The sequence below is a fragment of the Pantoea sp. MBLJ3 genome (genome assembly GCF_000816655.1).
In the GTDB taxonomy this organism is placed as follows: domain Bacteria; phylum Pseudomonadota; class Gammaproteobacteria; order Enterobacterales; family Enterobacteriaceae; genus Pantoea; species Pantoea eucalypti.
Window position 1 is genome coordinate 119851 of record NZ_JSUT01000010.1, and the last position, 20655, is coordinate 140505.

At 55.7% G+C, this 20655-nt stretch carries 18 protein-coding genes; 15 read left to right on the forward strand and 3 right to left on the reverse strand.

From position 1 onward, the window contains the following. Positions 1 to 83 precede the first annotated feature (83 nt). The 6 genes from rlmD (at position 84) to queE (ending at position 8669) form a co-directional block, all read left to right on the forward strand. Complete coding sequence (rlmD, locus tag NP77_RS15365; RefSeq protein WP_003854615.1) at positions 84 to 1400, forward strand: 23S rRNA (uracil(1939)-C(5))-methyltransferase RlmD; 1317 nt, start codon at positions 84 to 86, stop codon at positions 1398 to 1400. 29 nt (positions 1401 to 1429) lie between these two features. After that, entirely contained in the window at positions 1430 to 3661 is a 2232-nt protein-coding gene (relA, locus tag NP77_RS15370) for a GTP diphosphokinase (RefSeq protein WP_003854613.1), read from the forward strand. A 158-nt stretch (positions 3662 to 3819) separates the two neighbouring features. Next, positions 3820 to 4608, forward strand: a complete 789-nt coding sequence (gene mazG, locus NP77_RS15375; protein ID WP_039660769.1) for a nucleoside triphosphate pyrophosphohydrolase — start codon at positions 3820 to 3822, stop codon at positions 4606 to 4608. A 230-nt stretch (positions 4609 to 4838) separates the two neighbouring features. Continuing rightward, the gene (gene pyrG, locus NP77_RS15380) at positions 4839 to 6476 is read left to right on the forward strand and encodes a glutamine hydrolyzing CTP synthase (protein ID WP_003854607.1); all 1638 of its coding nucleotides are present in this window, start codon (positions 4839 to 4841) and stop codon (positions 6474 to 6476) included. Between the two features lie 76 nt (positions 6477 to 6552). Then, positions 6553 to 7848 (forward strand): phosphopyruvate hydratase, encoded by a 1296-nt coding sequence (gene eno, locus NP77_RS15385; RefSeq protein WP_008927112.1) that lies wholly within the window; start codon positions 6553 to 6555, stop codon positions 7846 to 7848. A gap of 149 nt (positions 7849 to 7997) precedes the next feature. Next, positions 7998 to 8669: a 7-carboxy-7-deazaguanine synthase QueE gene (queE, locus tag NP77_RS15390; protein ID WP_008927111.1), complete on the forward strand. Its 672-nt coding sequence runs from the start codon at positions 7998 to 8000 to the stop codon at positions 8667 to 8669. A 94-nt stretch (positions 8670 to 8763) separates the two neighbouring features. Here queE and queD read toward each other — a convergent pair whose 3' ends face one another. Further along, on the reverse strand, positions 8764 to 9123 hold the full coding sequence (gene queD, locus NP77_RS15395; protein WP_004571212.1) for a 6-carboxytetrahydropterin synthase QueD: 360 nt from the start codon (positions 9121 to 9123) through the stop codon (positions 8764 to 8766). Positions 9124 to 9421: 298 nt separating this feature from the next. On the opposite strand from queD, the gene cysJ reads away from it, so the two are divergent. Genes cysJ through NP77_RS15410 form a run of 3 tightly spaced genes read left to right on the forward strand, consistent with a single transcriptional unit; the run spans position 9422 to position 13679 of the window. After that, on the forward strand, positions 9422 to 11227 hold the full coding sequence (cysJ, locus tag NP77_RS15400; protein ID WP_033743630.1) for an NADPH-dependent assimilatory sulfite reductase flavoprotein subunit: 1806 nt from the start codon (positions 9422 to 9424) through the stop codon (positions 11225 to 11227). Beyond that, positions 11227 to 12948: an assimilatory sulfite reductase (NADPH) hemoprotein subunit gene (cysI, locus tag NP77_RS15405; protein WP_004571210.1), complete on the forward strand. Its 1722-nt coding sequence runs from the start codon at positions 11227 to 11229 to the stop codon at positions 12946 to 12948. Before cysJ ends, cysI begins: the two co-directional genes overlap by 1 nt. Continuing rightward, a complete protein-coding gene (locus NP77_RS15410; RefSeq protein WP_004571209.1) occupies positions 12945 to 13679 on the forward strand; it encodes a phosphoadenylyl-sulfate reductase in 735 nt (244 codons plus the stop codon). Before cysI ends, NP77_RS15410 begins: the two co-directional genes overlap by 4 nt. A 60-nt stretch (positions 13680 to 13739) precedes the next feature. On the opposite strand, the gene NP77_RS15415 is transcribed toward NP77_RS15410, so the two are convergent. Further along, the gene (locus NP77_RS15415) at positions 13740 to 14024 is read right to left on the reverse strand and encodes a YciI family protein (protein WP_004571208.1); all 285 of its coding nucleotides are present in this window, start codon (positions 14022 to 14024) and stop codon (positions 13740 to 13742) included. A 9-nt stretch (positions 14025 to 14033) separates the two neighbouring features. Beyond that, entirely contained in the window at positions 14034 to 15047 is a 1014-nt protein-coding gene (locus NP77_RS15420) for an aminopeptidase (protein ID WP_039660772.1), read from the reverse strand. A gap of 366 nt (positions 15048 to 15413) precedes the next feature. Here NP77_RS15420 and cysG point away from each other — a divergent pair, with 366 nt between their 5' ends. The 6 genes from cysG (at position 15414) to ftsB (ending at position 20653) form a co-directional block, all read left to right on the forward strand. Next, on the forward strand, positions 15414 to 16829 hold the full coding sequence (gene cysG, locus NP77_RS15425) for a siroheme synthase CysG (RefSeq protein ID WP_039660773.1): 1416 nt from the start codon (positions 15414 to 15416) through the stop codon (positions 16827 to 16829). 9 nt (positions 16830 to 16838) lie between these two features. Then, entirely contained in the window at positions 16839 to 17747 is a 909-nt protein-coding gene (gene cysD, locus NP77_RS15430; RefSeq protein WP_004571204.1) for a sulfate adenylyltransferase subunit CysD, read from the forward strand. An 11-nt stretch (positions 17748 to 17758) separates the two neighbouring features. Then, complete coding sequence (cysN, locus tag NP77_RS15435) at positions 17759 to 19186, forward strand: sulfate adenylyltransferase subunit CysN (RefSeq protein WP_039660775.1); 1428 nt, start codon at positions 17759 to 17761, stop codon at positions 19184 to 19186. Next, positions 19186 to 19791, forward strand: coding sequence for an adenylyl-sulfate kinase (gene cysC, locus NP77_RS15440; protein WP_004571202.1), 606 nt, complete (start codon positions 19186 to 19188; stop codon positions 19789 to 19791). Before cysN ends, cysC begins: the two co-directional genes overlap by 1 nt. Before the next feature lie 54 nt (positions 19792 to 19845). Next, a complete protein-coding gene (locus NP77_RS15445; protein WP_003849111.1) occupies positions 19846 to 20166 on the forward strand; it encodes a DUF3561 family protein in 321 nt (106 codons plus the stop codon). Between the two features lie 169 nt (positions 20167 to 20335). After that, the gene (gene ftsB, locus NP77_RS15450) at positions 20336 to 20653 is read left to right on the forward strand and encodes a cell division protein FtsB (protein WP_003849108.1); all 318 of its coding nucleotides are present in this window, start codon (positions 20336 to 20338) and stop codon (positions 20651 to 20653) included. The last annotated feature ends 2 nt before the right edge of the window (positions 20654 to 20655 follow it).

The window sequence follows — 20655 nt, forward strand, 5'->3', positions numbered from 1 at the left end:
GGCTACTCCGGCATTAACGTCCCTGTGCATGCTGTCGATAAAGCTATGCAGGTCGTTTTTCGATAAAGAGAATGAATAACACTATGGCGCAATTCTACGTTGCAAAACAGCGCGTGACGACGCAACAACGCCTCACCGTCACCATTGAGGAGCTTGACCCGTTTGGACAAGGTGTGGCACGCCACAAGGGCAAAACCCTGTTTGTCGCGGGTGCCCTGCCGGGTGAACAGGCTGAGATTGTGCTTACAGAGGATAAACGTCAATTTGCCCGGGCGAAAGTGACTCGGCTGATTAGCCGCAGTCCGGCTCGGGTGACACCGCGCTGCCCGCACTATGATCGCTGCGGCGGTTGCCAGCAGCAGCATGCCGATGTGGCACTGCAACAGCAGAGCAAAGCGCAGGCACTGAGCCGGATGCTGAGCCAGGCCGCCTCACAGAGTGTCGCGGTGGATGAGGTGATCGCCGGTCAGCCCTGGGGTTACCGCCGTCGTGCGCGTCTGGGTCTGCAATGGCAAAATAAAGCGCAGCGATTGCAGATGGGATTCCGGCAGGAAGCCAGCAACGATCTGGTCGATATACAGCACTGCCCCGTTTTAGTGCCCGAACTTGAGGCATTGCTGGTTCCGCTGCACCAGTGTCTCAGCGACCTGCGAGCTGTCAGGCGTCTCGGGCATGTGGAACTGGTGCTGGCGGACAATGGCCCGCTGATGATTCTGCGCCATCTTGATGCGCTGCATACAGATGACCGTGAAAAACTGGAACAGTTTTCGCATAAACATCAGCTGATGCTGTTCCTGGATGCGGGCGATGAAAATCTGACGGCGTTAAGTGAATCGATGCCCTTTTATCACTCTCATCAACTTAAGCTAACCTTCAATCCACAGGATTTTATCCAGGTTAATGATGGGGTGAATCAGCAGATGGTCGCGAAGGCGATCGCCTGGCTGGATCTGCAGCCGGAAGACCGCGTGCTGGATCTGTTTTGTGGCATGGGAAACTTCACACTTCCTGTAGGAATCTTCGTACAAAATGTGGTTGGTGTGGAGGGGATTGCAGCATTAGTGCGGCAGGCAGCGTATAATGCTGATTTGAATAATCTTAAAAATGTAAGTTTCTTTCAGCATAATCTGGAAGAAGAGGTGTCGCGCCAGCCGTGGGCGACACAGGGGTTTAACAAGGTATTACTCGATCCGGCACGCGCCGGGGCTGCGGGCGTAATGGCGCATGTGGTTAAACTTGCACCAGAACGTGTGGTCTATGTTTCGTGTAATCCCACAACACTCGCCCGCGACAGCCAGATATTGCTGTCAGCAGGCTACCAATTGGAAAGGGTCGCGATGCTGGATATGTTTCCTCATACCCGTCATCTCGAATCCATGGTGCTGTTCAGAAAAACATAAGCGATGAATGTCGTTGTGCAGGAGAGGTTATGGTTGCGGTCAGAAGTGCGCATTTAAATACCGAGGGAGATTTCGCCCTCGACCAGTGGATCGCCAGTCTCGGTATTGCCAACCCGCAATCATGTCAACGCGTTGCCGAGACCTGGCGCTACTGCGAAGCGCAGACGCAGGGCCATCCCGATCAGTCGCTGCTTCTGTGGCGCGGTATCGAGATGGTGGAAATCCTCTCAATGCTCAGCATGGATATTGAAAGCCTGTGTGCAGCGCTGATTTTCCCTCTGGCTAACGATGAAGTGGTCAGTGAAGAAGAGCTGGAAACCGCCGTCGGTAAAGGCATTGTCTCGCTGGTGCACGGCGTGCGTGACATGGACGCCATTCGCCAGCTGAAAGCGATTCACAACGACTCCATGGCCTCTGAACAGGTGGATAATGTCCGCCGCATGCTGCTGGCAATGGTGGAAGATTTCCGCTGCGTAGTGCTGAAGCTGGCCGAACGCATCATGAACCTGCGCGAAATGAAAGATGCGCCGGAAGATGAGCGGGTGCTGGCGGCCAAAGAGAGCACCAACATCTATGCACCTCTGGCCAACCGTCTGGGTATCGGTCAGCTCAAATGGGAGCTGGAAGATTATTGCTTCCGCTATCTCCATCCCGACGAATACAAGCGCATTGCCAAACTACTGCATGAGCGGCGAATTGATCGTGAGCAGTACATCGACAATTTTGTCAGCAACCTGCGCAAAGAGATGGCGAAAGAGGGCGTGCGCGCCGAAGTTTATGGTCGTCCGAAACATATCTACAGCATCTGGCGCAAGATGCAGAAAAAGTCGCTGGCCTTTGATGAGCTGTTTGATGTGCGTGCGGTGCGTATCGTCGCCGACCGCCTGCAGGATTGCTACGGCGCACTGGGTACGGTACATACGCTTTATCGCCATCTGCCCAGCGAGTTCGATGACTACGTGGCCAACCCCAAGCCCAACGGCTACCAGTCGATTCATACCGTCGTGCTTGGGCCGCAGGGCAAAACGGTGGAGATCCAGATCCGTACCCGACAGATGCACGAAGATGCCGAACTGGGCGTTGCGGCACACTGGAAGTACAAAGAGGGCCCCACCTCCAGCAGCGCGCGTGGCGCAGCGGGTCACGAAGAGCGCATTGCCTGGCTGCGTAAGCTGATCAGCTGGCAGGAAGAGATGGCTGACTCCGGCGAGTTGCTGGAAGAAGTCCGTAGCCAGGTGTTTGATGACCGGGTCTACGTCTTTACGCCAAAAGGCGACGTCGTGGATCTACCCGCAGGTTCGACACCGCTCGACTTCGCCTACCACATTCACAGTGACATCGGTCACCGCTGCATCGGCGCAAAAATTGGTGGCCGCATCGTGCCGTTCACCTACCAGCTGCAGATGGGCGACCAGGTTGAAGTGATTACCCAGAAACAGCCGAACCCGAGCCGTGACTGGCTCAACCCGAACCTGGGCTACATTACCACCAGCCGTGGACGCTCGAAGATCCACAACTGGTTCCGCAAGCAGGATCGCGACAAGAACATTATCGCCGGACGACAGATTCTGGATAACGAACTGAATCAGCTCGATATCAGCCTGCGCGAAGCGGAAAAACTGCTGCTGCCGCGCTATAACGTGACCTCGCTTGAAGAGTTGCTGGCGGCGATTGGCGGCGGCGATATTCGTCTGAATCAGATGGTTAACTTCCTGCAGGCGAAGCTGAACAAGCCGAGTGCTGAAGAGGAAGATCGCGAGGCGCTGCGCCAGCTGACTCAGAAAGCCTACTCTCAGCCTGCGCGCAAAGAGAGTGGTCGCGTGGTCGTGGAGGGCGTAGGCAATCTGATGCACCACATCGCCCGCTGCTGCCAGCCGATTCCGGGGGATGACATTGTCGGCTTCATCACCCAGGGGCGCGGCATCTCGATTCACCGCGCGGACTGTGACCAGCTGGCTGAACTCACGTCGCACGCGCCGGAACGTATCGTCGATGCGGTATGGGGCGAAAGCTACTCCAGCGGTTACTCGCTGGTGGTGCGCGTCACCGCCAACGATCGCAGCGGCTTACTGCGCGACATCACCACCATTCTCGCCAACGAGAAAGTGAATGTACTGGGCGTCTCAAGCCGCAGCGACACCAAAAAGCAGCTGGCGACTATCGATATGGATATTGAGATCTACAACCACCAGGTTCTGGGACGTGTCCTGGCGCGACTGAACCAGGTCTCTGATATCATTGACGCCCGCCGCCTGCACTGATATTCAGTCAGGCTCTGAAGCAACCGGCAACAGGAGGTTGCGCGGGCGTTTTCTGCACCCTGAAACCCGGCCGGATGCTGTTCACCACATACGGCCGGGTTGCACGCCTTGCTTCTCTGATCGTTGCCCATCACCTGACTCATCAAGGAACCGCCTGAATGAATGCTATTGAGCGCCTGCTTGGCATAATGAAAACGCTGCGCGATCCACAGCATGGTTGCCCATGGGATCGTGAACAGACCTTTGCCACTATTGCGCCCTATACCCTGGAAGAGACTTACGAAGTGCTGGACGCTATTCAGCGCGAAGATTTTGACGACCTGCGCGGCGAACTGGGCGATCTGCTGTTTCAGGTGGTGTTCTATGCGCAGATGGCCAGCGAACAGGAACGCTTCAATTTCGAGGATATCTGTCACGCGATTAGCGACAAGCTGGAGCGACGTCATCCGCATATTTTTGGCGATGCCACAGCAGAAACCAGCAGCGACGTGCTGAAAAACTGGGAAGCGATTAAAACTGCCGAGCGTGCGGACAAAGCCCAGCATTCCGCGCTGGATGATATCCCCAAAGCGCTGCCCGCATTGATGCGCGCCCACAAGATTCAGAAGCGCTGTCACAACGTCGGCTTCGACTGGACTACGCTGGGACCGGTGGTGGCGAAAGTGCACGAAGAGATTGATGAAGTGATGCACGAGGCGCAGCAGAGCGTGGTGGATGGCGAGAAGCTGGAAGAGGAGATTGGCGACCTGCTGTTTGCCACGGTTAATCTCTCGCGTCATCTTGGCAGCAAAGCGGAAACCGCACTGCAAAAGGCGAATGACAAGTTTGAGCGCCGGTTCCGTGAAGTGGAAGCAATTATCAATGCACAAGGTCTCAGCATGCCGGGCGCCACACTGGAGCAAATGGAGGCCGCCTGGCAGCAGGTGAAACAGGGCGAGAAGCGCTGATTATTCCACCGCTGTGCATAAAGTCGTCGTTTACGCTTACTCGATTCAGCGCGGCGGCAACTTTGTGACGCACATCAACATTTCATCGGCAGCTATCCGCTATGTTAAGACGCAGCAATGCGTTGGAGGATGGCTGTGATTCATCAATTGTGGCTGATAGCGGTTTCCAGTATACTGTTTTCCCGTCCTGGTTATTCCACCGTCTTTAAACCTAAACTCTCAGGTTCAGCATGACAACGAATTATATTTTTGTGACCGGCGGGGTCGTTTCCTCTCTGGGTAAAGGCATTGCCGCAGCCTCCCTCGCAGCCATTCTCGAAGCGCGTGGTCTGAACGTGACCATCATGAAGCTGGACCCGTATATCAACGTGGATCCAGGCACCATGAGCCCGACACAGCACGGTGAAGTTTTCGTCACTGATGACGGCGCTGAAACCGATCTGGATTTGGGTCACTACGAGCGCTTCATCCGCACTAAAATGTCGCGTCGTAACAACTTCACCACTGGCCGTATCTACTCAGAAGTCCTGCGCAAAGAACGCCGTGGCGACTATCTGGGCGCAACTATTCAGGTTATCCCGCACATCACCAACGCCATCAAAGAACGCATCATTGAAGGCGGTGAAGGTCATGATGTGGTGCTGGTTGAAATCGGCGGCACGGTAGGAGATATCGAATCACTGCCGTTCCTGGAAGCGATTCGCCAGATGGCCGTGGATGTGGGCCGCGAACACACGATGTATATGCACCTGACGCTGGTGCCTTATATGGCGGCGGCGGGTGAAGTGAAAACGAAACCGACTCAGCACTCTGTAAAAGAGCTGCTGTCGATTGGTATCCAGCCAGATGTGCTGATTTGCCGTTCTGACCGTGCCGTACCGGCCAATGAACGTGCCAAAATCGCCCTGTTCTGTAACGTCCCTGAAAAAGCGGTTATTTCGCTGAAAGACGTTGATTCCATCTACAAGATTCCTGGCATGCTGAAGTCGCAGGGCCTGGATGACTATATCTGTAAGCGCTTCAACCTGAATGCACCGGAAGCCAACCTGGCTGAGTGGGAGCAGGTGATTTACGAAGAAGCCAATCCGGGTGGTGAAGTCACCATCGGTATGGTGGGCAAGTATGTTGAGCTGCCGGATGCCTACAAGTCAGTCATCGAAGCGCTGAAACATGGCGGCCTGAAAAATCGCGTCACTGTGAACATCAAACTGATCGATTCGCAGGATGTTGAGTCACGTGGTGTCGAATTACTGAAAGATTTGGATGCGATTCTGATTCCAGGTGGCTTCGGTTACCGTGGCGTGGAAGGCAAGCTGATGACCGCGCAATACGCACGTGAAAACAACGTGCCTTACCTCGGCATCTGCCTGGGTATGCAGGTCGCGCTGATGGAGTTTGCCCGCAATGTCGCTGGCATGCCTGGCGCCAACTCCACTGAATTTGTGCCAGACTGTAAATATCCGGTGGTGGCATTAATCACCGAATGGCGTGACGAAGATGGCAACGTCGAAGTCCGCAGCGAGCAGAGCGATCTGGGCGGCACTATGCGTCTGGGCAGCCAGCAGTGTCAGTTAACGCCGGGCAGTCAGGTTCGCCAGCTCTACGGCTCTGACACCATCGTTGAGCGCCATCGCCACCGCTATGAAGTGAACAATATGCTGTTAAAGCAGATTGAAGCAGCCGGTCTGCGCGTAGCAGGTCGCTCGGGTGATGATCAACTGGTTGAGATTATCGAACTCCCGAACCATCCGTGGTTTGTGGCTTGCCAGTTCCACCCTGAGTTTACCTCGACCCCACGCGACGGCCATCCGTTGTTTGCCGGCTTTGTTAAAGCCGCGCATGAGCATCAGAAGCGTTTAGCGAAGTAAGTTTCACAGGCAGCGCGCGAACTTTTCGCGCGTTGCCTGTCTTAGGATTGACTAACTTGTACTGAGGAAAATCGTAATGTCCAAAATCGTAAAAGTCATCGGTCGCGAAATTATCGACTCACGTGGTAACCCGACTGTTGAAGCTGAAGTGCATCTGGAAGGCGGTTTCGTTGGCCTGGCCGCTGCGCCATCAGGTGCCTCTACCGGTTCACGCGAAGCGCTGGAACTGCGTGACGGTGACAAATCACGTTTCCTGGGCAAAGGCGTAACCAAAGCCGTTGCTGCAGTAAACGGTCCGATTGCTGAAGCGGTAAAAGGCAAAGACGCGAAAGATCAGGCGAACATCGATAAGATCATGATCGACCTGGACGGTACTGAGAACAAATCTAACTTCGGTGCTAACGCCATTCTGGCCGTTTCACTGGCAGCGGCTAAAGCTGCTGCAGCCTCTAAAGGTCAGCCGCTGTATGAGCACATCGCTGAACTGAACGGCACCCCAGGCAAATACTCTATGCCACTGCCAATGATGAACATCATCAACGGCGGCGAGCATGCCGACAACAACGTCGACATCCAGGAATTCATGATTCAGCCGGTTGGTGCAGCAAACCTGAAAGAAGCCATCCGTATGGGTTCTGAAGTTTTCCACAACCTGGCAAAAGTGCTGAAAAGCAAAGGCATGAGCACTGCAGTGGGTGACGAAGGTGGCTACGCGCCTAACCTGGGTTCTAACGCAGAAGCCCTGGCCGTTATCGCTGAAGCGGTAAAAGCAGCAGGCTACGAGCTGGGTAAAGACATCACCCTGGCAATGGACTGTGCAGCATCTGAGTTCTACAAAGATGGCAAATATGTTCTGGCCGGTGAAGGCGGTAAAGCGTTTACCTCTGAAGAGTTCACCCACTTCCTGGAAGATCTGACTAAACAGTATCCGATCGTTTCTATCGAAGATGGCCTGGACGAATCTGACTGGGACGGCTTCGCTTACCAGACTAAAGTGCTGGGCGACAAAATCCAGCTGGTGGGCGATGATCTGTTCGTCACCAACACCAAAATCCTGAAAGAAGGTATCGATAAAGGTATCGCTAACTCCATTCTGATCAAATTCAACCAGATCGGTTCTCTGACCGAAACCCTGGCTGCGATCAAAATGGCGAAAGACGCAGGCTACACTGCCGTGATCTCTCACCGTTCAGGCGAAACCGAAGATGCGACCATCGCTGACCTGGCGGTAGGTACTGCAGCGGGCCAGATCAAAACCGGTTCAATGAGCCGTTCTGACCGTGTTGCTAAGTACAACCAGCTGATCCGTATCGAAGAAGCGCTGGGTTCTAAAGCGCCATTCAACGGTCTGAAAGAAGTTAAAGGTCAGTAATGACCCTGTGCTGATGTCGCGTTAAGCGGCATCGCATATTCTGAAAGCCCCGCCTTGTGCGGGGCTTTTGCTTTTTCGTGTCGCGCAGCTGTTGTTGTGCGGCACACGCTGGCATAATCAGCGCCCCGATTTCTCCAGGCGAGTAAAAAATGTTCTACCCGATTAACGAAATGTTCCAGACACTGCAGGGCGAAGGTTATTACACCGGCGTGCCTGCCATTTTCATTCGCTTACAGGGATGCCCGGTGGGCTGTAGCTGGTGCGATACCAAACACACCTGGGAAAAGCGGACAGATCGGGAAACGTCGCTGGGCGATATTTTGATCAAGACAGTGGAAAGCGATGCGTGGGGTGATGCCGACGCGGCGACCCTGGTGAATGCCATTGCACAGCAGGGCTGGACGGCCCGGCACGTGGTGATTACCGGCGGCGAACCGGCGATTTACGATCTGCGTCCGTTAACGACTGCGCTGGAACAGCACGGTTTCCAGTGCCAGATTGAGACCAGCGGAACGCACGAGATTCACTGTTCCGAACAGACCTGGGTGACCGTCTCCCCGAAAGTCAACATGCGCGGCGGTTATGATGTGCTGCCTCAGGCGCTGAGCCGGGCCGATGAAATCAAGCATCCGGTGGCGCGCGAGCGTGATGTGGACGCGCTGGATCTGCTGCTGGCAGGAATAGACGACACTAAAGCCCGGATCATCGCGTTACAGCCGATCAGCCGCAAAGATGATGCCACCCGACTCTGCATCGAGACCTGCATTGCACGTAACTGGCGTCTGTCGATGCAGACCCATAAGTACCTGAATATTGCCTGATTAAGCGTATTGCGTGGTTAATCGCGGGGAAACGAGCGTGAAGGGCGGGACGGAGAGGAAATAGCGTCGGATCGAAGGGTTCGATCCGACAGGCTTAGCCGCGGTAAACGCAGCCTGCAGTGCAGGTTTCTTTGATCATCACCGCGCTTAACAGCGGCAGTTCTGGCTTCATCTGATCCCAGATCCATTTTGCCAGCACTTCGCTGGTGGGATTTTCCAGGCCAGGAATATCATTCAGATAGTAGTGATCCAGCCGATTATAGAGGGGCTTAAACGCCGCCTTCAGTTCAGCAAAATCCATAACCCAGCCGGTATGCGCATCCACTTCGCCGGTAATCTCCAGACGAACCAGGAACGAATGACCGTGCAGACGGCCACATTTGTGTCCGGCCGGCACATTCGGTAGATGGTGCGCGGCTTCGAACTGGAACTCTTTAAACAAGGTGGTAGACATAGTGGTTCTCAGACATTAAAAAACCGCTGAATTCTACCTGATTACCGCTTTTTTCGCACCCGCACCGCACAAACCGATACGTTTCCCGCGGCGTTAATTCCCGGTAACCAGCTAATCAACTGATATATCACCGCTTTGCTTACCACTTTTAACGATTATGCCTACCTGGAAAACCCTTTAGTCATTTTGGTTATTTGATATGTCGAAGGTGTATTTAATCGTTAATATACAGACCGGTAACCTACGCACTCTTCCGCCATTTACGGTCCGGACTTCTGATACTGGAATTTTTAACGCGATGACGACTCAGGCACCTGGTTCTATGCTTCCGCTCTCACCGGAACAACTCGCCCGCTTACAGGCGGCGACGACAGATTATTCCCCGACTCAACTGGCGTGGCTGTCCGGCTATTTCTGGGGTCGGGTAGAACAGACGCCAGGTAGCGCCGTCGCAGGCAGTACACCCGCTCCGGTAGACGTGCCCGCCATTACGCTGCTTTCTGCCTCCCAGACTGGCAATGCCCGTCGTCTGGCTGAGCAGTTGCGTGATGACCTGCTGGCCGCGAAGCTCAACGTAAACCTGGTGAACGCCGGTGATTACAAGTTCAAACAGATTGGCCAGGAAAAAATGCTGGTCGTGGTGACCTCCACCCAGGGCGAAGGTGAGCCGCCGGAAGAGGCGGTGGCACTGCATAAATTCCTGATGTCGAAAAAGGCACCGAAAATGGCCGGTGCAGCCTTTGCGGTGTTTGGCCTGGGCGACACCTCGTACGAATTTTTCAGTCAGGCGGGCAAAGATTTTGACAACCGTCTGGCAGAGCTGGGTGGCGAGCGTCTGCTGGATCGCGTCGATGCGGATGTTGAGTATGCTGAGCAGGCTTCCGCCTGGCGCAGTGCGCTGACGGAAATTCTGAAAAAGCGCGTGCCGACCGAATCCCCGGCGCAGGCTGCGGCGACAGCGGCAGGCAGCGTCAACGAAGTCACCACCAGTCCCTACAGCAAAGAGTCTCCGCTCAGCGCCAGTCTGGCGGTAAATCAGAAAATCACCGGACGTGACTCAGACAAAGATGTGCGCCATATCGAAATCGATCTGGGCGACTCGGGTCTCCGCTACCAGCCTGGCGATGCGCTGGGCGTCTGGTATGAAAATGACGCGGCGCTGGTCAGCGAGCTGCTGGAGCTGGTCTGGCTGAAAGGCGATGAGTCAGTAGAGGTTCAGGGCAAAACCCTGCCGCTGGCGGAGGCGCTGCAGAAACATTTCGAGCTGACGGTGAATACTGCGCAGATCGTGGCGCAGTATGCCCAGCTGTCCCGCAACGCCGAGCTGCTGTCACTGGTGGATGATAAAGCCAGGCTGCAGCAGTATGCGCAGCACTATCCGATTGTGGATATGGTGCGTCTGGCCCCGGCTGAACTCACCGCAGAACAGCTGACCGGCCTGCTGCGACCGCTGACGCCGCGACTCTACTCTATTGCCTCCTCGCAGGCCGAAACCGAGTCCGAAGTACACATCACCGTAGGTGCGGTGCGCTTTGATATTGAAGGTCGCCAGCGCGGCGGCGGGGCTTCGACCTGGCTGGCCGATCGCATCGAAGAAGAGGGCGAGGTCCGGGTCTTCATCGAACACAACGACAATTTCCGCCTGCCGGCTAATCCGGACGCGCCTGTGATCATGATTGGTCCGGGCACCGGCATCGCGCCGTTCCGCGCCTTTATGCAGCAGCGCGACAACGACGGTGCCAGCGGTAAAAACTGGCTATTCTTTGGTAATCCGCACTTCACCGACGATTTCCTCTACCAGGTGGAGTGGCAGAAATATGTGAAGGATGGCCTGCTGACGAATATCGACCTCGCCTGGTCACGCGATCAGGCAGAGAAGATTTACGTACAGGATAAGATCCGTGCGAAAGGGGCCGAAGTCTGGCGCTGGATTGAAGAGGGCGCGCATCTTTATGTCTGTGGCGATGCGAACCGTATGGCAAAAGACGTCGAGCAGGCACTGCTGGATGTGGTGGTCGAACACGGCGGAATGGATCGTGAAACGGCCGACGAATTTTTAAGTGAGCTGCGCATTGAGCGCCGTTATCAGCGAGACGTTTACTAATGAGCGATAAACACCCTGGACCGCTGGTTGTCGAAGGCAAATTAACAGACGCTGAGCGTCTGAAGAAGCAGAGCAACTATCTGCGCGGCACCATCAAAGAAGATCTGGAAGAGGGTCTGACCGGCGGTTTCACCGGCGACAACTTCCTGCTGATCCGCTTTCACGGCATGTACCAGCAGGATGACCGCGACATTCGCGCCGAACGTGCCGAGCAGAAGCTGGAGCCGCGTCACGCAATGATGCTGCGCTGCCGACTGCCAGGCGGCATCATTACGCCGACCCAGTGGCTGGCTATCGACAAATTTGCTACCGATAAAACCATTTACGGCAGTATCCGTCTGACCAACCGTCAGACCTTCCAGTTTCACGGCATTCTGAAGAAGAACGTCAAGCCAACGCATCAGATGCTGCATGAAGTGGGACTGGATGCGCTGGCGACCGCCAACGACGTAAACCGTAACGTGCTCTGTACCTCGAACCCGGTAGAGTCTGAGTTGCATCAGGAAGCCTATGAGTGGGCGAAGAAGCTCTCTGAGCATCTGCTGCCGCGCACCCGTGCCTATGCAGAGATCTGGTGGGATAAAGAAAAAGTCGCAACCACTGATGAAGAGCCGATTCTCGGTGAAACCTATCTGCCGCGTAAATTCAAAACCACAGTCGTGATTCCGCCGCACAACGATGTGGATCTGCACGCCAACGATCTGAACTTTGTTGCGGTCGCTGAGAATGGCAAGCTGGTGGGCTTCAACCTGCTGGTGGGCGGCGGCCTGTCGATCGAACACGGTAACAAAGCGACTTACGCGCGCACCGCCAGCGAGTTTGGATACTTCCCGGTAGAGAAGATCCTTGATGTGGCCGAGGCGGTTGTGACGACTCAGCGCGACTGGGGCAACCGTACCGATCGTAAAAACGCCAAAACCAAATACACCCTGGAACGCGTTGGCGTCGAGACGTTTAAAGCGGAAGTTGAAAAACGTGCTGGTGTGACGTTTGAGCCGATTCGTCCGTATGAGTTCACCACCCGTGGCGATCGTATTGGCTGGATCAAAGGCATCGACAACAAATGGCACCTGACGCTGTTTATTGAAAATGGTCGTCTGCTCGATTATCCGGGCCGACCGCTGAAAAGCGGCATCGCTGAAATTGCGAAAATTCATCAGGGTGATTTCCGTCTGACCGCCAACCAGAATCTGATTGTGGCAGGCGTGCCGGAAAGTGAGAAAGCGCAGATCGAAGCGATCGCCCGTGAGCATGGTCTGATGGATCAGGTTACGCCTCAGCGCGAAAACTCGATGGCCTGCGTCGCGTTCCCGACCTGTCCGCTGGCGATGGCAGAAGCCGAACGTTTCCTGCCAGCGTTTGTGACCAAAGTAGAAGGCATCATGCACGCGCATGGCGTCGGCGATGAGCACATAGTGTTACGCGTTACCGGTTGTCCGAACGGTTGCGGCCGTGCCATGCTGGCTGAGCTGGGTCTGGTGGGTAAAGCGCCAGGCCGCTACAACCTGCATCTGGGCGGAAACCGCAGCGGAACGCGTATTCCCCGTATGTACCGTGAAAACATTAACGAAAGCGAAATTCTCGCCACGATTGATGAGCTGGTGGGACGCTGGGCCACCGAGCGCCAGGCCGCAGAAGGCTTTGGTGACTTCACCATCCGCGCGGGCATTGTTGCGCCGGTGCTGGACCCGGCACGCGATTTTTGGGAGGAAGCAAAATGAGTCAGCCCGACCTCGCAGCACTGAATGAGATGTCCAAAGTCCAGCGTGCCATGGCGCTGGCCGCGACCAATGCGCAGCTGGAGAAGTCATCAGCGGAAGAGCGGGTCAGCTGGGCGCTGGAGAATCTGCCGGGCGCTTATGTGCTCTCCTCCAGTTTCGGTATTCAGGCCGCGGTGTCGCTGCACCTGGTGACGCGCCAGCAGCCCGATATTCCGGTGATCCTGACTGACACCGGCTATCTGTTCCCGGAGACCTATCGTTTTATTGATGAGCTGGCGGACCAGCTCAACCTCAACCTCAAAGTGTTTCGCGCCGAGACCTCACCGGCCTGGCAGGAAGCGCGTTACGGCAAACTGTGGGAGCAGGGCGTCGAGGGGATTGAGAAATATAACGAGATTAACAAAGTCGAGCCGATGAACCGCGCCATCGAAACCCTGGGCGCGCAGACCTGGTTTGCTGGCCTCCGCCGCGACCAGTCAGGCAGCCGGGCGAATCTGCCGGTGCTGGGTGTACAGCGTGGCGTCTTTAAGCTGCTGCCGATTATCGACTGGGATAACCGCCAGATTCATCAGTACCTGGAGCAGCACAAGCTTAAGTACCATCCGCTATGGGATGAAGGCTATCTTTCAGTGGGCGATACCCACACCACCCGCAAGTGGGAGCCGGGTATGGCAGAAGAAGAGACACGCTTCTTCGGTCTCAAGCGCGAGTGTGGTCTGCACGAAGGGTAATACCGAGCTTCTCTCCCTGAAATCAGGGAGAGAAGTGCTTCTTGACGGTCAGGCGGAAAGTTAAACGCCTTTTAATCCGGCAAACGCCTCCGCTGCACGGGTCACATTCACTTTCGTCACCTCATACTCTGCCACCGCCACAAACGGATCTTCCGCTAAGATCGCATCCAGCGCTTCACGCGCCATCTCCCTGACCAGCAGCATGCCACCTGTGCGTGGATCTTTACGTCCTGCGGCAATAAAACTGCCTGCCTCAAAATAGCGGTCAAGCCATTCAATATGGCCTGCCAGCAGCGCCTCAACCTCTTCTATCGGACGAATGTAATTCAGAAAGACCACATACATGTCAGATCCTCACACTTTGGGATTGGTCAGTTCGCTGATCAGCGGCAGCAGCACGCGGACACTGTCACGGGTGCGCAGGGCTATCTGGCCCGGCAGCCAGCGGTCGAGATAGTTCAGATTATCCAGGTCAGTCTGATGACGGGTCACGCCATCAGGAAAGTGCGGGCTACGATGACGCTGTAGTGCGCCATCTTTGTTACCCAGCGACCAGTTACTGGCAGTAACATTCAGCAGCGGAAAGCCTGCCTTGTCAAAGGCATTGAGGCCATTGAAGTCCTTGCGATTCAGCTGATGACTGGCAGCGGGAATGCCTTGCTGACGCGCCAGTAGCAGGGCGCGATCGCTGGTCTGTTTGCGCACCGCCCGGGGCGTGTTCATGCCGCTGTTGAAATAGAGATGATCGCCAGTGATCAGGCTATTCAGATTGATGACCAGCAGCGTGTTCTTCTTCTCACGGGTGCTCATTCGCTCAACATAATCATCCAGGCCGTGCAGATCCGCTTCTCCGGCGCTCAGCGCCACAAAGCGAATGCCATAGTGAAGCGGTTTGCGACTCAGTTGCTGCGCCAGTTCCAGCATCACGCCAAGACCTGACGCATTGTCATCAACACCCTGCAGGCGTAAGCCGCCCAGATTGTGATGGACCTGGTTGCTGTTTTGCGGCGTCCAGGTATCCAGGTGCGCCACGATCAGAATCTCCTGTGGCACGCTGCCTGCGCGCGCAGCAATGACGGAGGTTGCCGTCAGTTTATGCCAGCGCTGCGTGCCGTCATCTTCCTGCCATTTGTAGCCCGTGTTGAACTGGCGGGTATCGGTTTTATAACCCAGCGCGGTAAATTGTTGCTGCAGATAGTCCGTGGCCATCAATTCAGCCGGACTGCCGCTCATGCGGCCAGGAAAATAAGTGGCGATGTGCCGGACCTGCTGTTCGGCAAACTGACCTGTCGGCGTGGCTAAAACCAGCGGGGAAATGAGTGCGCTAAACAAAACTGTCGCTACCCTCAGGCGGAGGTAACAAAACATAATGCGTCCTTTTTTTTCATTATTCGATAGGCATTCAACATGCGGACCTGAGTCAGTCATGCCGCGCGTATTATACCCTCTTTGTTCTGCGACCTGGTTAACGGAATAAGTTGCTGCCTTAGCATAATGGGGTAACGCGTGTTTATTGCTGGCACTTATCTGCTTTTACAGTTACAGGCACAGAGGCGAATCTGTGAACCTGTTCACGAAAAAGCCATTATATTTCATCCGCTAAGACCAAATTGTTCTGTGCTTTGCGAAGTCTTTATTCCATTCGGTAACTACTCATTCCAATTCGTAATTTCAACTGCATAAACCCGGCGACGTATAGTCGCGTTAATACAAAGTTAAAACATCAGGGTTAACGTGGACTATTTGCCTCTTTTTGCCGATCTCTCTGGCCGCCCGGTTCTGGTTGTCGGCGGTGGAGATATTGCGGCGCGAAAAATTGAACTACTGCGCCGTGCGCGTGCGCGCGTTCTGATCGCCTCGCGTGAACTCTGCCCTGAACTGCAGGCACTGCTGGAAAAGCAGGAGCTGGAGTGGCTGGCGACTGAATTTGACCCGGCCCAGCTGGATGGGGTTTTCCTGGTGATCGCCGCGACCGACGACAACCATCTCAACACCCAGGTCTTTGATGCTGCAAACGCGCGGCAGAAGCTGGTTAACGTGGTTGATGACCAGCCAAAATGCACCTTTATCTTCCCCTCGATTGTTGACCGCTCACCTCTGGTGGTGGCGATCTCCTCCAGCGGCACCGCACCGGTGCTGGCACGTATGCTGCGCGAAAAAATCGAAACGCTGTTGCCTGCCAGTCTCGGCCAGATGGCTGAGGTAGCCGGGCTCTGGCGCGATAAAGTTAAAGCACGCTTCAGCCGCATGTCTGACCGTCGACGCTTCTGGGAACGCGCTTTCGATGGCCGGTTCGCCAGTGAGATGTCAGCCGGTAACGTCGAAGAGGCGAAACGTACCCTGGACCGTGAACTGCAGGAAGAGCCAACCCGTCAGGGCGAGATTTTCCTGGTGGGTGCCGGACCGGGCGACAGCGGCCTACTGACGCTGCGCGGCCTGCAGGTGATGCAGTTAGCGGATGTGGTGCTTTACGACCATCTGGTCAGTGAAGAGGTGCTGGACCTGGTGCGCCGCGATGCCGACCGCATCTGCGTCGGCAAACGAGCCAGCGCGCACACGTTGCCGCAGGAAGAGATTAATCAGTTGCTGGTTTCACTGGCGCTGAAAGGTAAGCGCGTCGTCCGCCTCAAGGGCGGCGATCCCTTTATCTTTGGCCGTGGCGGCGAAGAGCTGCAGGCGGCTCAGCAGGCGGGCATTCCGTTCCAGGTGGTGCCGGGCGTCACCGCGGCTGCCGGTGCGACGGCCTATGCCGGGATTCCGCTGACCCACCGCGATTACGCGCAGAGCGTAATGTTTATTACCGGTCACTGCCGTCCCGATGGGGATGACATTGACTGGCCATCACTGGCGCGTGCGCGTCAGACGCTGGCGATCTACATGGGAACGGTTAAAGCGGCTGCCATTAGCGCGGCGCTGATTCAGCATGGTCGCGCGCCATCAACGCCGGTGGCGGTGATCAGTCGCGGCACCCGTCAGGATCAACAGGTGCTGACCGGCACCTTAGAACAACTTGAGGCGCTGGCCGCCTCGGCACCTACTCCGGCGCTACTGGTGATCGGAGAGGTGGTTAATCTGCACGGGCAACTCGCCTGGTTTAAACATTCGGCACAGCAGGGGGCTCGCGAGTCCGCCGTTGTCAATCTGGCTTGAGGGAAAATCATGGACCAAAAACGACTCACTCATCTGCGTCAGCTGGAGGCGGAGAGTATCCACATCATTCGCGAAGTCGCGGCCGAGTTCAGCAATCCGGTGATGATGTACTCCATCGGTAAAGACTCCTCGGTAATGCTGCATCTGGCGCGTAAAGCCTTTTATCCTGGCACGCTGCCGTTCCCGTTGCTGCATGTGGATACCGGCTGGAAATTCCGTGAAATGTACGAGTTTCGCGACCGCACCGTGAAAGCGATGGGCGCAGAGTTGCTGGTTCACCGCAACCCGGAAGGCGTGGCGATGGGGATTAACCCGTTTGTCCACGGCAGTGCCAAACACACTGACATCATGAAAACCGAAGGGCTGAAGCAGGCGCTGAATAAATATGGTTTTGATGCGGCCTTTGGCGGCGCACGTCGTGATGAAGAGAAGTCTCGCGCCAAAGAGCGTATCTACTCTTTCCGCGACCGCTTCCATCGCTGGGACCCGAAAAACCAGCGTCCTGAGCTGTGGCACAACTACAACGGCCAGATCAACAAGGGCGAGAGCATCCGCGTCTTCCCGCTGTCGAACTGGACTGAACTGGATATCTGGCAGTACATCTTCCTGGAAAACATCGAGATCGTGCCGCTCTACCTCGCCGCGCCGCGTCCGGTGCTGGAGCGTGATGGCATGCTGATGATGATCGATGACGATCGCATCAACCTGCAGCCGGGTGAAGAGATCACCCAACGGATGGTTCGCTTCCGCACGCTCGGCTGCTGGCCGCTGACCGGCGCGGTAGAGTCCGACGCGCAGACGCTGCCTGAGATCATCGAAGAGATGCTGGTCTCTACAACCAGTGAGCGTCAGGGCCGCATGATCGACCGCGATCAATCCGGTTCGATGGAACTGAAAAAACGTCAGGGTTATTTCTAAGGAGACGCCAGATGAATACCGTAATTGCACAACAGATTGCCGACCAGGGCGGCGTTGAAGCCTGGCTGACCGCGCAACAGCATAAGAGCCTGCTGCGTTTTCTGACCTGCGGCAGCGTTGACGACGGAAAAAGTACCCTGATTGGGCGTCTGCTACATGACACCCGTCAGATCTATGAAGATCAGCTTTCATCGCTGCATAACGACAGCAAACGTCATGGCACCCAGGGCGAGAAACTCGATCTGGCGCTGCTGGTGGATGGTCTGCAGGCTGAGCGTGAGCAGGGCATTACCATTGATGTGGCCTACCGCTATTTCTCGACTGAAAAGCGTAAATTTATCATCGCCGATACGCCGGGCCATGAGCAGTACACCCGCAATATGGCGACCGGTGCATCAACCTGTGACCTGGCGATTCTGCTGATCGATGCCCGTAAAGGCGTGCTGGATCAGACCCGCCGTCACAGCTTTATTTCGACGCTGCTGGGGATCAAACATCTGGTGGTGGCGATTAATAAGATGGATCTGGTTGAGTACGATCAGGCGCGCTACGAGCAGATCAAACAGGATTACCTGGACTTTGCAGGCCAGTTACCGGATGACCTCGATATCCGCTTTGTGCCGATGTCGGCGCTGGAAGGGGATAACGTAGCATCCGCCAGTCAGACCATGCCATGGTACAGCGGCCCGACGCTGCTGGATGTCCTGGAAACAGTGGAACTGAACCGCGTGGTGGATCACCAGCCGATGCGTTTCCCGGTGCAGTATGTTAACCGTCCTAACCTGGATTTCCGTGGCTATGCCGGTACCCTGGCGTCAGGCAGCGTGCAGGTGGGCCAGCGCGTTAAAGTGCTGCCGTCTGGCGTAGAGTCGACTATTGCCCGCATAGTGACCTTTGATGGCGATCTGCAGGAAGCGGGCGCAGGTGAAGCGATCACCCTGGTGCTGCAGGATGAGATTGATATCAGTCGTGGCGATCTGCTGGTTGATGCCAGCGAAACGCTGGCTGCGGTTCAGTCTGCCAGCGTTGACGTGGTCTGGATGGCAGAACAGCCTCTGCAGGCCGGTCAGAGCTATGATCTGAAAATCGCCGGTAAGAAAACCCGTGGACGGGTAGAGAAAGTCCTGCATCAGGTGGAGATTAACTCGCTGGAGACACGTCAGGTCGATGCGCTGCCGCTAAACGGTATTGGTCGCATTGAATTAACCTTTGACGAACCGATGGTGCTCGACAGCTATCAGCAGAATCCGGTGACCGGCGGCATAATCTTTATCGATCGCCTGACCAACGTGACCGTGGGTGCCGGCATGATCCATCAGCCAAACCATGACGCTCCGGTTAATACCGGCGAGTTCAGCGCGTTTGAGCTGGAACTGAATGCACTGGTGCGCCGTCACTTCCCACACTGGAACGCGCGCGACCTGCTGGGCGGTCAATAATGGCTCAGCACGATGATAACGTGGTGTGGCATGACCATCCGGTAACTCGTGCTTCACGCGAACAGCAGCATGGCCATCAGGGCGTGGTGCTGTGGTTCACCGGGCTTTCGGGCTCGGGGAAATCCACAGTCGCAGGCGCGCTGGAGCAGGCGCTGCACCGTATTGGCGTCAGTACCTATCTGCTGGATGGTGACAATGTGCGTCACGGCCTCTGTCGTGACCTCGGCTTCAGCGACGATGACCGCAAAGAGAATATCCGCCGGGTCGGCGAAGTGGCGAAACTGATGGTGGATGCCGGGCTCGTGGTGCTCACTGCCTTTATTTCACCGCATCGCGCCGAGCGCCAGATGGTGCGCGACCTGCTGGAGCCGGGTCAGTTTATCGAAGTGTTTGTCGATACGCCGCTGGCGGTGTGTGAAGCACGCGATCCGAAAGGGTTATACCGCAAAGCACGTGCCGGTGAACTGCGTAATTTCACCGGTATTGACAGCGTCTATGAAGCGCCCGACAGCCCGGAAATCCAGCTGGATGGCGAACAATTGGTTACAAAACTGGCCGCCCAATTGTTAGACGTGCTGCGCGACCGCGATATCATCAGATCCTGAAGAGACAGCGGCAAATCGCTTCGGGTTTGCCGCCCTCGCAACAACAGGATGCCTATGCAGAACATCACACCCATGCTCGCTCGTAAAGATGACTCCTCCCAGGATGAGCCACGCTCATTGCTGCCGGGCGGTGTTATCGGCTTACTCGCTTACTGGTGTGCGCTGGCGCTTCCTTTCCTGCTGTTCGGCTCTAACACGCTGTTCTTCTTTCTCTATACCTGGCCATTCTTTCTGGCGCTGCTGCCGGTTGCCGTGGTCACGGGCATCGCACTGAATACGCTGCTGAGCGGACACTGGATTTGGGCCGCCCTCGCTACAGTCATTATGGTGGTGACTCTCTTCTGGTTAATGTTCTCCTTTCTTTCCGGCTGGTAAGCCTTAACGGCGTCCGTGCTGATGTGCAAACGCATCGGCAGGTTACAAAACTTTTCCCGTCAGAATCGGTACTGATTGCGCAGAGGCGCAGCAAAGCGCGCCATTTTCGCTGCTGGTGTGGAGTCCTGTGCAAAGTTATGGGATGATTGGGCCGTTTTTAGGGGGCGGGATGGGAAAACTGACGTTACTGTTATTGGTGCTGCTTGGCTGGCTGCAATATTCATTGTGGCTGGGGAAAAATGGCATCCATGACTATACGCGCGTCAATGATGATGTCGCGGTACAACAGGCAAACAATGCCAAACTTAAATCGCGAAACGATCAGCTGTTTGCCGAAATTGACGATCTCAATGGCGGCTCGGAAGCGATCGAGGAGCGTGCACGCAATGAACTGGGCATGATTAAGCCCGGTGAGACCTTCTATCGTCTGGTGCCTGACCAGAACAAACGTAACGCGCAACAATCAGCGCAAAACCTACAACGATAAAA